Below are 14,860 nucleotides of genomic sequence, written 5' to 3' on the forward strand. Positions count from 1 at the left end.
TATTTAGTATTTTGTTTCCCATGAGGGAAGTACATGTAGTTATAAAACATTTTAAACGCACAATGGTTTGAAAAATCTATTGTCTTTATACAATAGTAAGATCTTATGTTCGTTTTAATGTATCACGTATGTTAAACACGCATTACCAACCACTGATATTTTTATTTATTCGTATTATTGCCAACTGATCATTTTACTAGAAATTAATGTATAAATATTTTAATGTATCTGTTTTCGCTATTTTTTGTACTGCCAGCGCATCACAAGCTTCTACAAGAGATTCTATTGGGGTTGAAAACAATAACGGAAAGAAACTTATCGTACATCAAATTGTTGCGAAAGACACTTATTACTCTATAGGTAGAAGATATAATGTTGTTCCTAAAGACATTATGACATTTAATGACAATAAGTTCCTTCAAATTGGAGTGATCATTAAGGTGCCAACCAATATTCCGTTTAACAGCCCAGCTACTGTTTTGGCATCCCAAAAGGCTACCAACGATTTGCCAATTGTTACGGATACTGCAGTTGGAAATCTAATTGAGCATGCTGTTCAGAAAAAGGAAAACTTAAATATGCTTGCCGAAAAGTATGGTACTACAGTAAACGAGATCAAAAGGATCAATAACCTGAAGGGTATCAATTTGCAAATTGGTCAGATCTTAAAAATACCGGCAACAAATGCCCCAGAGGAAAAGACTGATGTTGTGGCAGCTATCCCTGAGAAGCCTGTAGTTATTCCTGAGAAGTCTGTAGAAGTCAGGACCTATCAAAAGCCCGCCGAAGAATTAAAAATACCTGTACCCAAAAGTAACACAGAGGACTTTATAGAGCATACCGTGGCAGGGAACGAAACGATGTACTCTATAGCTACTAAATATAAGCTGACGATGGATCAGTTAAAAGCAAAAAACAACCTGAAGGATAACTCCCTAACAATTGGCCAGAAGTTGCTGATAAAAGGTCAGTATCCAGTAAAGCCGGCCTATATCCCGCCAGTTACCACCACCGAAATTGATTCTGCTTCCTCTTTAAAAAACCCTTCTTTACGGTTACCTGCAAACAGGTATGGATTGAACCAGATTGATGAAAAAGGTACTGCTGTTTGGATTGCAGATCAGGATCTTGATCCGACAAAAATGCTTGTACTTCATCGCTCTGCGGCTATTGGTACGGTAATGAAAATAACCAACCCGATGAGCAACAGGACTGCTTTTGCTAAGGTTGTTGGTAAATTTACCGAGAATGAATCCACAAAAGATGTTATAATTGTAATGACAAAAGCAGTTGCCGACGCATTGGGAGCGCTGGACAAAAGATTTTATTGCAATATAACATACGGCGGACAAGAGAATGAACAAAAATAAACCTTTCATTATTGGTATTGCAGGAGGGAGTGGATCTGGCAAAACCTTTTTTTTAAATTGCTTTTTACACCATTTTAAAAATGACGAGGTAACATTGGTTTCTCAGGATGATTACTACATCCATGCCGGTGATATGACCCAGGAAGAGAACAAGCTTTACAATTTTGACCTTCCTTCCACTATTGACGATGAGCAATTTCTTCACGACATTAAAAAATTGTTTAAAGGGGATGTAGTCTATAAAAAGGAATACAACTTTAATAATCCCCTTGCTGTTGTTAAAATATTGGAGATAAATCCAGCTCCTATTATTATTGTAGAAGGGCTTTTTATCTTACACTTTAAGGAAATTGCTGCTTTGCTAGATCATAAAATTTTTATAGAAGCGGCTGAAGAAGTAGCACTGGCCAGAAGAATAAAAAGAGATGGCATGGAAAGAGGTTATCCTGAAGAAGATGTGTTATACAAGTGGCATAACCATGTTGCTCCTGCTTATCAGGAGTTTCTATTGCCCTATAAGAACAACTGCCATCAAATAGTTGTCAATAATTTTGATACCCCCGAAGATATTATCCTAATTACAGATGAAATCTCTGCTAGTTTTAAAGAACGCCTTGGAGAGAATGAAGTATAACTAACTAGTCCAACAGCATTTCTGGAACATTATCTTCTGCAAAAAGCTTACCTAATGTAGATTGCCTGATATATTCTACTGAAACGCCGGGTGCTCTTTCTACAAGTTTGAAACCACCTTTAGGCAAAATATCTAAAACAGCCAATTCTGTTACAATCTTCTTAATGCAATTGATTCCTGTAAGTGGTAATGTACAGTTGGGCAGCAACTTGCTTTCTCCAGCTTTATTTACATGTTGCATAGCAACGATAATATTTTTAGCTGAAGCAACAAGATCCATAGCACCGCCCATTCCCTTCACCATTTTACCTGGTATCTTCCAGTTGGCTATATCTCCGTTTTCAGAAACTTCCATCGCTCCCAAAATTGTTAAATCTATCTTCTGGCTTCTAATCATTCCAAAACTCATAGCAGAGTCGAAAAAGGCAGACCCAGGTAAAGTAGTAATGGTTTGTTTACCAGCATTGATCAGATCGGCATCCTCCTCACCCTCAAAAGGGAATGGCCCCATACCCAAAAGGCCGTTTTCTGACTGAAGCACTATATTGATTCCCTGAGGAATGTAATTAGCAACCAGAGTAGGGATGCCTATTCCCAGATTCACATAAAAACCATCTTTTATTTCCTTTGCGATGCGCTTCGCAATTCCATTCTTATCAAGCATATTGGTACTAGCTTTTTTTGATTACTGTGCGTTGTTCAATTCTCTTCTCATAATTTACGCCCTCAAATATGCGGTGTATGTACACGCCAGGTGTATGGACATGATCTGGATCTAATTCTCCTACTTCCACAAGTTCTTCTACTTCCGCAATAGTTATTTTTCCTGCCATTGCCATTATAGGATTGAAATTGCGACTGGTAGACCTGAAAATGAGGTTACCAGCTGTGTCGCCTTTCCATGCCTTTACCAGCGCGAAATCAGCGTCAAATGCATATTCCATGAGATATTCTTTTCCATTAAAGTTTCGAGATTCTTTCCCATCTGCAACTTCAGTACCCACTCCTGCGGGAGTAAAAATAGCAGGCATGCCATAACCCGCAGCCATACATCTGGTAGCTAGTGTGCCTTGCGGTATTAATTCTACCTCAAGCTCTCCGCTTAACAACTGACGCTCGAATTCAGCATTTTCTCCAACATAAGACGCTATCATTTTTTTAAGCTGATGTTTTTTTAGCATCAGTCCTATTCCAAAATCGTCCACCCCGGCATTATTTGATATACAAGTAAGTTGCTTTACTCCCTTTTCAACAAGTGCTGCTATTAAATTTTCTGGTATTCCGCATAGACCAAAACCGCCTAACATTAAGGTATCACCATCCTTTATGTCTGCAATCGCTTCAACAGCATCTTTTACTACTTTATTGATCATAATAAAATATTTGTTTAGAAATATACGTAAGTTATTCCATCTCCACCCCTATCTGCGTGTTCATCTTCAATACGATTAACCTGACTATATTTTTTTAAATATTCCCTAATTAGTTTTCTTAGAATACCATCGCCTTTTCCATGTATTATTTTAATAAACGGGAAACCAAGCATAATTGATTTATCCAAATATTTTTCTAATTCATGTATTGCGTTTTCACCCCTAAAGCCTCGTAGATCAAGTTCAGCATTAAAACTACTAATTGCCTCTGATAAACTTCCAGTGAATGAATTATTTTGAACCACTTTTTTAGCTTGCTTATTGCTAATCTTATAGACCCTGTTTTTCTTTAAAACAGATCGAAGATCTCCTAATGCAATTACCAGGTTATCCCTATTAATTTCCATCACCTGGCCTGTAGTTTCACTATTTGTTAACTGAACCCAATCGCCTACTTCAATTGCAGTACTTACATGAACGGGCTTTTCTGGTTTTTTGTCTTCCTTAACCTGATTTTGGACGAGTTCCTTTTGAAGGTTTTGCCTCAACTGTTTAGTAACTGTTCTATCTGCTTGCTTCTCTTTTATCTCTGCAATTGTATTTTCAACCAGCTTATTGGCATTTTTAATAATAGATTGTGCCTCAAGCTTTGCTTCCTTTATCAGTATCTTTCTATTTTCATCCAAAAACAATTTTAACTCTTCATTCTCAGCAACTAAATTCTTAACCTTATTTTGCTGAGTAGCCAGATGAAGTTTAGTATCATAAATTTGCTTCTTTTCTCGCTCCAGATCAACAAGCAAACTATCAATACGGTTTTGATTAGTACCTGTCTTTTTCCTGGCCAGCTCCAATACTTCCTTTTGTAACCCAATATTCTGTGCAATTTCAAAGGCATAAGAGCTACCAGGCTTACCTACCTCCAAAACGTACATCGGCTTCATTTTGTCGTTATCAAATAGCATAGATGCATTTTCCACGCCGGGTGTATTGCCGGCAAAAAGCTTAAGGTTTGAATAGTGAGTTGTAATCACTCCCCTAACCTTTTTATTATTTAACACTTCTAGAACTGCTTCTGCCATTGGTCCGCCAAACTGTGGATCTGTTCCAGTACCAAACTCATCAATAAGAACAAGAGATTTGGGTGTAGCATGCGCTACGAAAAACCTCATCTTTGTAAGGTGGGCACTGTAGGTACTTAAATCGCTCTCGATAGATTGGTCATCACCGATATCGGCAAAGATGTTGTCAAAGACCCCTACTTCACTTGATTCGTGAACTGGTATTAATAGTCCGCATTGTACCATCAATTGAAGTAAACCCACTGTTTTCATGCATACAGATTTACCGCCGGCGTTTGGTCCTGATACTAAAACAATCCTCAAATTATCGTTGATCTGAATGTTCAATGGAACAACAGTCTTTTTATCAGCCTTAAACGAAAGATAAAGTAGTGGATGAGTGGCATTAACCAATCGTGTTCTCGCTTCCTTAATAAGGATAGGCATGTCTGCCTCAACATCTATGGCAAATAATGCTTTAGCCCTTACAAAATCAAGTTTGGTAAGAAAACCATGGTATGACAACAACAACGGCGTATAAGGTCTGAGTTCTGTTGTTAGGGCAATTAATATTCTGATAATCTCTCTGCGCTTATCAAATTCAAGATCCCGCAATTTATTATTTAAAGAAAAGACTTCTTCTGGCTCTATATATACAGTCTGACCGCTGGCAGATTCATCATGTATAAACCCTCTTAGCTTTCTTTTATTTTCTGCCAAAACAGGAATGCACATTCTTCCATCCCTAATTGTTAAACTTCCATCGGCAACCCAATTGTTACTTAATGCCTGTTTATAGATGGAGTCCATTCTTTTCCTAACATCCTGTTCTCCTTTTGATATATCAGCTGTAATTTGTTGTAATGTTGAAGAAGCATTAGGCTTAATCTTTCCCTTTGGATCAATTATCGTTTCAATTTTTTTAAGAATGGCCTTTTCAACAGGGATGTGTTCAAATAGTGCTTCCAGATTTGGATAAATTTCCTTTCGCTCTTCAAAAAAGTGAAGAACAGAAAATACAGTTTGAAGTGATGCATACATTTGGTGCAGCTCATCTTCCACTAAGTATGTTCCTTCTACTTTAATTTTATCAGCTAGAGATTTAATATCGAAAAAAGTACTGATCTGAAGTGGTTCTTGATTTAGCAGGATACTTTTAAATTCATGCGTTTGTCGCAGAAATTTATTAATCTGATCAAACTTATTCATTACCTGCATTTTAGCGACCATTTGTTGTCCCATTACACTTAGGCAATGCTTATGAATAAGTTGCCTAACCTCATTAAAACCAAGGCGTTCTAAACAATTTTCAGGATATAACATATTATGCTTTTACGGCTTTTAACTTTTTAGTATTCACAGCCGTTTTAGCTTTCTTCTTTTTCCTCTTTTTCTTCTTTGCTTCAGCCTTTTTAACAGAATCCAATCCTTTAACAGAACTTCTTCTTGCTATAGAATCTGCCCTTCTGTTCAATATCACTTTATTTAAAGAATCAATCTTTCTAATGGAATCTGCAGCCTTTTTTATGTCTGACTTTTTAATCACAACAGCATTTTTTAAAGAATCAACTTTTAAAATACTCAACTTTTGTTTTAGCAGACCTGCATTTACTTTCTTGTAGATAGCATCCATGATAGCAGGATTTTTAAAATAATAATCCAAACTCTTATAGTACTTTGCAGAATCAACTTTAAATTTTAGATATATACCATCGTAAAAAGACGCCGCAATTATTTTAGCAGAGTCTGTTTGGTAAGTAGAAATAAGACCATCAGCAATATGTATGTCATTCAATACGAGGGCCATTTCATCTGGCTGAATAATATCTGTTGGTATCCCGGGTTTACATGCAGAGATAAATAGAATGAACAAAAGAATATATATATAGCTTTTCATTGATTTAAAAGATCATTATTTCTTCGGCAAAGTTCGCCAAGGTTGTTATTTTTACCAAAAATACTGATAAATGAGTATAGCAGATAACTTATTAAAATATAAAAACGAGCTTGGACAAAGCGGTGTAGAATTAATTGCAGTTTCAAAATACCAAGAAAATAGCGCTATTATAGAGGCATACGATGCTGGTCAGCGTGTTTTCGGCGAGAATATTGTACAGGAACTTGTAGAAAAACAAGCACAACTGCCAACAGACATAGAATGGCACCTGATAGGCCACTTGCAAACCAACAAAGTTAAATACATTGCATCTTTTATAACACTAATACAATCTGTAGATAGTTTAAAGTTGCTTACTGAGATAAACAAACAGGCAGCAAAAAATAATAGAATAATTGATTGCCTTCTTCAAATCTACATCGCTGATGAAGAAACCAAGTTTGGACTTGGCTTTGATGAAGTTATAGAATTATTGAGATCTGACGAGTACCAAAATATGAAGAATGTTAAAATAACAGGTCTTATGGGGATCGCTAGTAACAATGCACCAGATAAGCAAACTCTTGACGAGTTTATCGAACTAAAGGTATTGTTCGATGGTATTAAGGTCAGTTTTTTTAGAAAAGACGCTAATTTCAAAGAAATATCAATGGGAATGTCTGGCGACTATAAACTTGCAATAGAGGCTGGAAGCACGATGGTAAGGGTTGGAAGTAATATTTTCGGCAAAAGAGTAATAAAACATTACAAATCGGAATGAACGTTAACATAAGAACGGCAGAAGAAAAAGACTGTTCCAGACTACTGGAATTGATCAATGAACTTGCCATATACGAAAAGGCACCTGATGAAGTTACAGTGTCGTTAAATGAATTTATTGATGCAGGTTTTGGACCTAACAAAGTATGGAAAGCATTCGTCGCTGAAATAGATAACTATGTAGTGGGCTTTGCCTTATACTATACCAGGTATTCTACCTGGAAGGGTTGCAGACTTTACCTCGAAGATTTCATTGTAACGGAAGAGTTTCGCGGCAAGGGCATTGGAAAACTACTTTTCGATACCGTTGTAAAAGAAGCAAAAGACAGCAACTTTAATGGAATGGTTTGGCAGGTGTTGGACTGGAATACTCCCGCCATTAATTTTTATAATAAATATTATGCGCATTTTGAGGCAGGTTGGCTTAATGCGTCATTTTCAAAAGAACAAATCTATGGTTAGCATGAGAGTCTATAAATTTGGTGGTGCATCCGTAAAAGATGCTTCTGGTGTTATAAATATTGCTCAAATTATTAATAGCTGTCCGGATCAGAAGTTACTGGTTGTAATTTCAGCTATGGGTAAGGTTACCAATAAATTAGAAGAGCTAACTTCGGCTTATCTAGAAGGTTTGGGAAATACAGATGAGATATTGGATGAAATTAAGGAATTCCACTTTAAGATCGCTCGCGATCTATTTCCCAACTACAGTCATCCAATTTATAATGAAATTAGTAATTCTTTTGTAGAAATTGAATGGTTATTAGACGAGGAACCAACTGATAAACCTGATTACATATATGATCAAATTGTATCAATTGGTGAGATCATTTCTACAAAAATAGTTGCTGCATATCTTGAATTTATCGGCACTAAGGCAAAATGGTTGGATGCCAGGAATTATATTCATACCGACAATACATACCGTGAAGGTAAAGTAAACTGGGGAAAAACTGAATTAGAGATACAAAAAAAATTACTTCCGATTGTTGAAAATCACATTGGAATAACTCAGGGGTTTATCGGTAGCACCAGCGAAAACTTTACGACAACCCTTGGCAGAGATGGTTCAGATTATTCTGCGGCAATTTTTAGTGCAGCATTAAATGCAGATAGCCTTACCATCTGGAAGGATGTACCAGGCGTATTGAATGCAGATCCTAAATGGTTCGATGAAACAGAGCGGATTGCACAGCTTTCTTATCACGATGCCATTGAATTGGCGTACTACGGCGCCACCATTATCCATCCTAAAACAATAAAACCGATCCAAAACAAAAATATACCACTTTATGTGAGATCTTTTCTGGAGCCCGATGCTGAGGGTACTGACATTACCGGGGTTAAAAATCATTTACCTATACCCTCTTTCATCTTCAAGGTTAATCAGGTACTGATATCTATCTTTCCTAAAGATTTTTCATTCATCATTGAAGAAAACCTTAGTGGGATCTTTAACCTGTTTCACAATCACAAAATTAAGATCAACACAATGCTCAACTCAGCAATCAGTTTTTCTGTAAGTTTTGATCATGATGCAAAAAAAATGGAGAAACTTATTCAGGATTTATCTAAAGACTATAAAGTGAAATATAACACTGGAATTGAACTGGTCACAATCCGCTACTACAACCAGGAGACCATAGACCGGGTTACTGCTTTTAAGAATATTTTATTGGAGGTAAAAAGTAGAAATACTTGTCAGATTGTAATGAAAAACAAAAGCATTTGAATCAGGAGCTTTTATCAAAAGCAGCACAAGATTATATCAATACCCATCTCCAAGATGACGTAAATAAGATTGCTTTGGCAAAAAGTCCAATAAATGGAATTGAATCTGCAGAATTATCCAATCAAATCTCAGCTAAAAAAAAATCAGCTAAAAAATTGCCCACGTGGTTCAATAATGCTGGAATATATTATCCTTCCCCTCTTTCGATAGAACAGACCTCTTCTGAAACAACTGCAAAATATAAGTCTGGATTAGCCAAAGGTAAGACACTTTTGGATGTAACAGGTGGCTTTGGAGTGGATGGCTATTTTTTTGCTAGCGAAATAGAAAGCACCGTACATTGCGAGATCAATGAAGAACTGCTGGAGATCACTTCTCATAATGCCTCGATCTTAAAGCAAGAAAACACCATTTTCATGCCAATCGATGGTATTGAATTCTTGAAAGAAAACCCGAAGTATTTCGATACTATATATATTGATCCTGCCAGGCGTAGCACATCCGGAAAAGTATTCTTTTTGAAAGAATGCAATCCAGATGTTGTAACTAACTTGGATCTTTTGTTGGGAAGTGCTGGTCGACTCATCATAAAAACTTCGCCTTTATTAGATATTTCTGCAGGATTGCTTGAGCTTAAAAACATTGTAGAAATACATATTGTAAGTGTTAAAAACGAGTGTAAGGAATTACTTTGGGTTCTGGAAGATAAACATATTGGTCCAGTAAAAGTAGTTGCAATTACCCTCAACGAGGCCCAAAAATCATTCTCGTTTACATTTGGTGATCAGCCACAAACGCAAATTTTAGAAACCACCCCCATCGGATATTTATACGAGCCAGATGTTGCCCTTTTAAAATCTGGTGCATTCAATTTAATTGCAGAGCGATACAACATTAAAAAACTAGATATTCAAACGCAACTTTATAGCGGAGTTACCGCTAATCATGAATTTCCAGGCAGAATATTTAAAATTAACAGGATTCTTACTTCGGGAAGTTTTAAAAAAGAAAAAGACCTAAAAGGAAATGTTATCGTTAGAAATTACAGAGATAAAGCAGAATCGATAATTAAAAGATATAAGATCAAATCAGATTTAACCAAGTTCCTAATATTTACCTACAGCAAAAAAGATGGTTTTATAGTTATTGAAGCAGATATCATTCAACATTATTAATTCCATTTAACATTCTTTAACACTCTTTAACATTTCTAAAAAGTTAACATTCAATCTTTTAGTTATTTTTGGTTAACCTAAATTTTAACCAAATTATGATCAACTATCACAAACTCAACAATTGGGTTGGATGTGCGCTCTTTGCCACAGCTACATTTATTTACTGGCTCACAATGGAATCCACTGTAAGTTTCTGGGATTGTGGAGAATTTATTGCAGCGGCCTACAAGTTACAGGTAGGCCATCAGCCTGGTGCACCGTTATTTCTAATGATAGGTAAGTTATTCTCTCTTTTATCAATGGGCAATAGTGGAAAAATTGCATACTGGATGAATTTTAGTTCTGTACTCTTCAGTGCTGCAACTATTATGTTCCTGTACTGGACAATCACACGTTTCGCTGCGAAGGTTTTGAAGCCCAAAGAAAGTGCCTTAAATGGATTATGGGTAATCACCGCAGGAATTATCGGAGCTTTATCGTTTACTTTTTCAGATACCTTTTGGTTCTCTGCTGTGGAAGCAGAAGTATATTCGCTATCTATTTTATTTACCTCGGTAGTTTTCTGGGCAATCCTTAGGTGGGAAGAAAATTTGAACGACAAGTGGCTTGTCCTTATCGCCTTTATTGTAGGTCTTTCTATTGGCGTGCATTTGCTTAGTTTATTAGCCATACCTGCAATCGTTCTTGTCTACTACTTCAAAAAAACTAAACAACCGAATCTTATTGGTGTACTCAAAGCAGTTGCAATTGCTGGCCTCATCTGGATTACAGTCCAATTTATCATCATTCAGTATTTCGTGCTATTAGCGGCCAAATTTGACATCTTTTTTGTGAATACGTTGGGTATGGTTTTTGGCTCAGGGGCTACCGTATTCCTCCTATTGTTAGCAGGATTAGTATCTTATGCGCTATATTACTCCATAAAACAAAAGAAATACTATTTAAATCTGTCTGTTGTCTGTTTGTCCTTTGTCCTGTTAGGATTTAGTTCTTATTTCCTAATCATCATTAGGGCAAATGCAAAAACAACTTTAAACCTTTCTAATCCTGATAATGCGTTATCACTTTATAACTATTTAGGGCGTACAAACTATGGTGAAACACCTTTATTGTACGGACAGACTTTCGATGCTGAGCCTACGAAATATGATGAGACTGGAACTGATTACCGAAGGGGTAAAGACAGGTATGAAGAAGCCGGTAAACTAATTAAAGCTGAGTACGATAAAAACCTCTTATTTCCAAGAACCTATAGTCATAAGCCCCAACATGATGCTTTTTATAAAGAATGGCTACACCTTTCAGACGGGCAAACACCCACCTTCTTCCAAAATTTAAAATTCTTTACCTCTTATCAACTGGGTTATATGTATTGGCGATACTTTTTTTGGAACTTTGTTGGTCGGCAAAGTGATGTTCAGGGTATGGGACTTTCAAATGATGGTAACTGGATTAGTGGAATTAAGCCTCTAGATGCAATTCGCTTTGGTAAGCAAGATAAACTTCCACCAAGTATCGCAGCAAACGAAGGTCATAATGAATTTTACGGGTTGCCGCTGATTTTAGGAATTGCAGGTTTATTTTTCTTATACAAAAGAAGCCCGAAAGATTTGATAACATTATCCGCATTATTTGTTTTTACCGGTTTAGCCATTATAGTTTACTTAAATCAAGACCCACTACAGGTAAGAGAACGAGATTATGCTTACGTTGGCTCATTCTACGCATTTTCCATCTTTATAGGCTTGGGACTGCTTGCAATTAAAGAAGTATCTGCCAAGTTGAATGCTCCTAGAATGAGTTTTGCAATAGCCGTTTCGGCAACAATAATTGCCGTGCCTATGCTCATGGCACATGAGGGTTGGGATGAACACAATAGATCTGGTAAAACAACCGCCTTAGAATGGGCAAAGAACTATTTAAACTCCTGTGCACCTAATGCTATATTATTTACCAATGCCGATAATGATACGTTCCCATTATGGTATGTACAGGAAGTTGAAAACTATCGAACCGATGTAAGGGTAGTTAACATTCAATATTTGTCTGATGGCAACTATATTGATCAAATGAAACAAAAAGTTGGTAATTCAGAAGCTTTACCCATCATGGTTCCGTCTTCAAAATACATTAAAGGAGTCCGCGACTGGTCGCCGTATGTAGATTATGGATTTACAGATAGTGTGGAATTATCAGATATTTTAGCTGTTTTGACTTCAGATAATCAACAGGATAAAGTTGCAATGATGGGAGGAAGTTATGAGAACCTACTCCCTACCAAAAAATTAAAATTGACTATTGATAAGGATCAGGTTCTAAATACAAATACAGTTAGCAAGTCAGACCAAGAGCAAATTACTCCTCAAATGGAATGGACATATAAAGAAGATAAGGTTCTTAAATCTGATCTGGCAATATTTGATATTCTAGTACATAATAATTGGAAAAGACCCATTTATTTTGGTACAAGTATATCATCCGATAGTTATGTTGGCCTGGAGAAATACCTATATCTTGAAGGCTATGCATTTAGACTCTTACCTTTAAAAGCACCATCAACACCAGATAAAGAACTTGATAAAGAATTACAAACCAATTCTACGGTGATGTACAGCAACATCATGAACAAGTTCGATTTCAGTGGATTCCGATCTGCTAAATATTTAGATCCTGAAAGCAGGAGAATTGCGTCAGGAACTTATAAGTTCATTAACAATCTCGCAGCTAACCTCATCCTATCTGATAAAAAAATTGAGGCGAAAAACCTATTGGTAAAAGCTGTTGATCAACTGCCTGCAAAATTCTATTCAATTGAGGATACCTTAATCAGAATGTACACGGTCCAGAATCTTTATCAAGTTAATGAAACAGCAAGAGCTAATATTATCACAAAACAAATCAATACATTTCTGGATCAGGAGTTGATTTATATTGCATCTTTAGATCCTAAAGAATGGAATTACTACGGAAGGGATATACAATTGGGTTTGTCGATTCTTGGCAATCTGGATCGGATAACAGCCGATAGGAAGCAGACAGACCTTAATAAGTCAATTAAGGAAACTTTGCAAAGGATACATAGCAAGTTTGTTTAACATAGAATTTAAAAGGGCTATCTTACGATGGCCCTTTTAATGTCAAATTATTTATTCGGCTGAGGTGTAGTTCTAAGATAAGGCTTAATCACCTTATGTCCTTTTGGAAATTTAGCTGGAATATCTTCCGTTTTTATGCTATTCATAACTACAACGTCATCCCCATCTGTCCAATCGGCTGGCGTGGCAACACTATATTTAGCAGTCAATTGCAGAGAATCAATCACCCTTAGCACCTCATTAAAATTACGTCCCGTGGAAGCCGGATAGGTTAACATCAACTTAACTTTTTTATCAGGAGAAATAACAAATAATGAGCGTACTGTTAAAGTTTCAGAAGCATTTGGATGAATCATATCATATAAATCCGCAATCTTCTTATCCTCATCTGCAATAATAGGGAATTCAACGTTAGTATTTTGTGTCTCGTTAATATCTTTGATCCATCCCTTGTGAGACTCTGCAGAGTCTACGCTTAATGCCAAAACTTTCACATCTCTCTTATCAAACTCTCCTTTTAAAGATGCAGTACGGCCAAGCTCTGTTGTACAAACTGGAGTATAATCCGCAGGATGCGAAAATAAAACACCCCAGCTGTCGCCTAAGTATTCGTAGAAGTCAATTTCACCGATTGAAGTTTGTGCTTTAAAATTGGGCGCAGCGTCCCCTATTCTTAAACTCATAATTGTATATTTTAGTTGTAAATAATAACGCGTTCAAAGTAAAAAATAATGTCTACAATTTAAGTATACTATCTAAAATAATTCTCCTTGATTTGTAATATCTTCATCGTCCCCTAAAATATTGATTTCAGGAATGGATGCCCCGAAATATTTGTTAAACTGCTTAATTGTATAATTAGCTAAAATAGGTGTATCCTTCTCATCATGCTGATGCAAAAAGAAGTAGACTTTAGTAAGTCCCTTATCCAACCATAGCTTTATTCTGGTCGCCCATTCATCAATTCGGGCAAAATCTGAAGCCTGATGCTCCATTCCGTTACCAACAAAACGTATAAAAATTTCCGGGATAGTGAGCTCCATATGCACACAATCTCTTCTACCACTGGAATCTGTTATAATTGCTCCTTTATTCCACTTTGCCAGCATTTCAAAAAACCTGGCTCTAACAGATTCATCAGAAAACCAACTCAGGTGCCTAACCTCAACAAATACCTTTAAATCCTGTGGCAATAACCTCAGGTAGTTCTCCAACACCTCAAAATTAGCAGGAGAGAAATTGTCTCCCAGCTGTAGGAAACAAGGTCCAAGATATTTTCCAAATTCATAAATACTAGCCAAATATAAGTCTGTTGGCAGTTCTGCATCCTTCAAACGTTTAATATGGCTAATGGTCCTGGAAAATTTCGGACAAAACACAAAACCTTTTACTGCATTTTCATCAGCCTTTTGTTTCCACTTTTGGATAAGATCTGCCTTAGGAATACTGTAGAAAACGGCGTTTAACTCAATTGAATTAAAGTGCTTAACATATTCATTCAGAAAATTAGCTTCTTTAGTCTTTGCTGGATAGATCATGTTGACCCACTCCTTTCTTCCCCATTTTGCACAACCAACATAAAAATCTGTATCAACAGCCTTTAAACCAGTTAATGTCTTTGAAGTCTGCGCACCATCGGGTGGTAACCTAAAATCTATACTTGGCAATAATTCACCCGGTACTTTTCCAAAATCCATAATATGCTATAAAATAAAGAACCCCTAAACTTACAATTTGTTTAGGGGTTTGAAAATTTTGATTACT

At 36.4% G+C, this 14,860-nt stretch carries 13 protein-coding genes; 7 read left to right on the top strand and 6 right to left on the bottom strand.

Annotated elements, in window-relative coordinates; translation table 11 throughout:
• The first annotated feature begins 206 nt into the window (after window positions 1-206).
• Together ACVWYN_RS04785 and ACVWYN_RS04790 are read left to right on the top strand one after the other, a co-directional pair.
• A complete protein-coding gene (locus ACVWYN_RS04785) occupies window positions 207-1,370 on the top strand; it encodes a LysM peptidoglycan-binding domain-containing protein (RefSeq protein WP_457287691.1) in 1,164 nt (387 codons plus the stop codon).
• Window positions 1,357-2,004, top strand: coding sequence for a uridine kinase family protein (locus tag ACVWYN_RS04790; RefSeq protein WP_457287692.1), 648 nt, complete (start codon window positions 1,357-1,359; stop codon window positions 2,002-2,004). Before ACVWYN_RS04785 ends, ACVWYN_RS04790 begins: the two co-directional genes overlap by 14 nt.
• Before the next feature lie 4 nt (window positions 2,005-2,008).
• Here ACVWYN_RS04790 and ACVWYN_RS04795 read toward each other — a convergent pair whose 3' ends face one another.
• The 4 genes from ACVWYN_RS04795 to ACVWYN_RS04810 are packed head-to-tail and all read right to left on the bottom strand — an operon-like array spanning window position 2,009 to window position 6,335.
• Window positions 2,009-2,668 carry a 3-oxoacid CoA-transferase subunit B gene (locus tag ACVWYN_RS04795; protein WP_457287693.1) on the bottom strand — a complete coding sequence of 220 codons (660 nt, stop codon included), beginning with the start codon at window positions 2,666-2,668 and terminating at the stop codon, window positions 2,009-2,011.
• Window positions 2,669-2,675: 7 nt separating this feature from the next.
• Window positions 2,676-3,377, bottom strand: a complete 702-nt coding sequence (locus tag ACVWYN_RS04800) for a CoA transferase subunit A (protein ID WP_457287694.1) — start codon at window positions 3,375-3,377, stop codon at window positions 2,676-2,678.
• Between the two features lie 14 nt (window positions 3,378-3,391).
• Entirely contained in the window at window positions 3,392-5,761 is a 2,370-nt protein-coding gene (locus ACVWYN_RS04805) for an endonuclease MutS2 (RefSeq protein WP_457287695.1), read from the bottom strand.
• A gap of 1 nt (window position 5,762) precedes the next feature.
• Window positions 5,763-6,335 carry a DUF4296 domain-containing protein gene (locus tag ACVWYN_RS04810; protein WP_457287696.1) on the bottom strand — a complete coding sequence of 191 codons (573 nt, stop codon included), beginning with the start codon at window positions 6,333-6,335 and terminating at the stop codon, window positions 5,763-5,765.
• A gap of 70 nt (window positions 6,336-6,405) precedes the next feature.
• Between ACVWYN_RS04810 and ACVWYN_RS04815 the strand changes: the two genes are divergently transcribed.
• From ACVWYN_RS04815 to ACVWYN_RS04835, 5 genes are all read left to right on the top strand, one after another.
• The gene (locus ACVWYN_RS04815; protein ID WP_457287697.1) at window positions 6,406-7,095 is read left to right on the top strand and encodes a YggS family pyridoxal phosphate-dependent enzyme; all 690 of its coding nucleotides are present in this window, start codon (window positions 6,406-6,408) and stop codon (window positions 7,093-7,095) included.
• The gene (locus ACVWYN_RS04820; protein WP_457287698.1) at window positions 7,092-7,556 is read left to right on the top strand and encodes an N-acetyltransferase family protein; all 465 of its coding nucleotides are present in this window, start codon (window positions 7,092-7,094) and stop codon (window positions 7,554-7,556) included. The genes ACVWYN_RS04815 and ACVWYN_RS04820 overlap by 4 nt, the downstream gene beginning before the upstream one ends.
• A gap of 1 nt (window position 7,557) precedes the next feature.
• Window positions 7,558-8,826 carry an aspartate kinase gene (locus ACVWYN_RS04825; RefSeq protein ID WP_457287699.1) on the top strand — a complete coding sequence of 423 codons (1,269 nt, stop codon included), beginning with the start codon at window positions 7,558-7,560 and terminating at the stop codon, window positions 8,824-8,826.
• The gene (locus ACVWYN_RS04830; RefSeq protein ID WP_457287700.1) at window positions 8,823-10,001 is read left to right on the top strand and encodes a hypothetical protein; all 1,179 of its coding nucleotides are present in this window, start codon (window positions 8,823-8,825) and stop codon (window positions 9,999-10,001) included. The genes ACVWYN_RS04825 and ACVWYN_RS04830 overlap by 4 nt, the downstream gene beginning before the upstream one ends.
• Before the next feature lie 95 nt (window positions 10,002-10,096).
• Window positions 10,097-13,096 (top strand): glycosyltransferase family 117 protein, encoded by a 3,000-nt coding sequence (locus tag ACVWYN_RS04835; protein WP_457287701.1) that lies wholly within the window; start codon window positions 10,097-10,099, stop codon window positions 13,094-13,096.
• 47 nt (window positions 13,097-13,143) lie between these two features.
• On the opposite strand, the gene ACVWYN_RS04840 is transcribed toward ACVWYN_RS04835, so the two are convergent.
• The gene (locus ACVWYN_RS04840; RefSeq protein WP_457287702.1) at window positions 13,144-13,779 is read right to left on the bottom strand and encodes a peroxiredoxin; all 636 of its coding nucleotides are present in this window, start codon (window positions 13,777-13,779) and stop codon (window positions 13,144-13,146) included.
• Between the two features lie 72 nt (window positions 13,780-13,851).
• Entirely contained in the window at window positions 13,852-14,793 is a 942-nt protein-coding gene (locus tag ACVWYN_RS04845) for a DUF72 domain-containing protein (protein WP_457287703.1), read from the bottom strand.
• Window positions 14,794-14,860 lie beyond the last annotated feature (67 nt).

This window comes from Pedobacter sp. UYP24 (assembly GCF_054057295.1).

Excerpts from the sequence above, each read along its gene's own strand:
- ACVWYN_RS04785 (WP_457287691.1), top strand. The coding sequence starts at position 207 with ATGTATAAATATTTTAATGTATCTGTTTTCGCTATTTTTTGTACTGCC.
- ACVWYN_RS04790 (WP_457287692.1), top strand. The coding sequence starts at position 1,357 with ATGAACAAAAATAAACCTTTCATTATTGGTATTGCAGGAGGGAGTGGA.
- ACVWYN_RS04795 (WP_457287693.1), bottom strand. The coding sequence starts at position 2,668 with ATGCTTGATAAGAATGGAATTGCGAAGCGCATCGCAAAGGAAATAAAA.
- ACVWYN_RS04800 (WP_457287694.1), bottom strand. The coding sequence starts at position 3,377 with ATGATCAATAAAGTAGTAAAAGATGCTGTTGAAGCGATTGCAGACATA.
- ACVWYN_RS04805 (WP_457287695.1), bottom strand. The coding sequence starts at position 5,761 with ATGTTATATCCTGAAAATTGTTTAGAACGCCTTGGTTTTAATGAGGTT.
- ACVWYN_RS04810 (WP_457287696.1), bottom strand. The coding sequence starts at position 6,335 with ATGAAAAGCTATATATATATTCTTTTGTTCATTCTATTTATCTCTGCA.
- ACVWYN_RS04815 (WP_457287697.1), top strand. The coding sequence starts at position 6,406 with ATGAGTATAGCAGATAACTTATTAAAATATAAAAACGAGCTTGGACAA.
- ACVWYN_RS04820 (WP_457287698.1), top strand. The coding sequence starts at position 7,092 with ATGAACGTTAACATAAGAACGGCAGAAGAAAAAGACTGTTCCAGACTA.
- ACVWYN_RS04825 (WP_457287699.1), top strand. The coding sequence starts at position 7,558 with ATGAGAGTCTATAAATTTGGTGGTGCATCCGTAAAAGATGCTTCTGGT.
- ACVWYN_RS04835 (WP_457287701.1), top strand. The coding sequence starts at position 10,097 with ATGATCAACTATCACAAACTCAACAATTGGGTTGGATGTGCGCTCTTT.
- ACVWYN_RS04840 (WP_457287702.1), bottom strand. The coding sequence starts at position 13,779 with ATGAGTTTAAGAATAGGGGACGCTGCGCCCAATTTTAAAGCACAAACT.
- ACVWYN_RS04845 (WP_457287703.1), bottom strand. The coding sequence starts at position 14,793 with ATGGATTTTGGAAAAGTACCGGGTGAATTATTGCCAAGTATAGATTTT.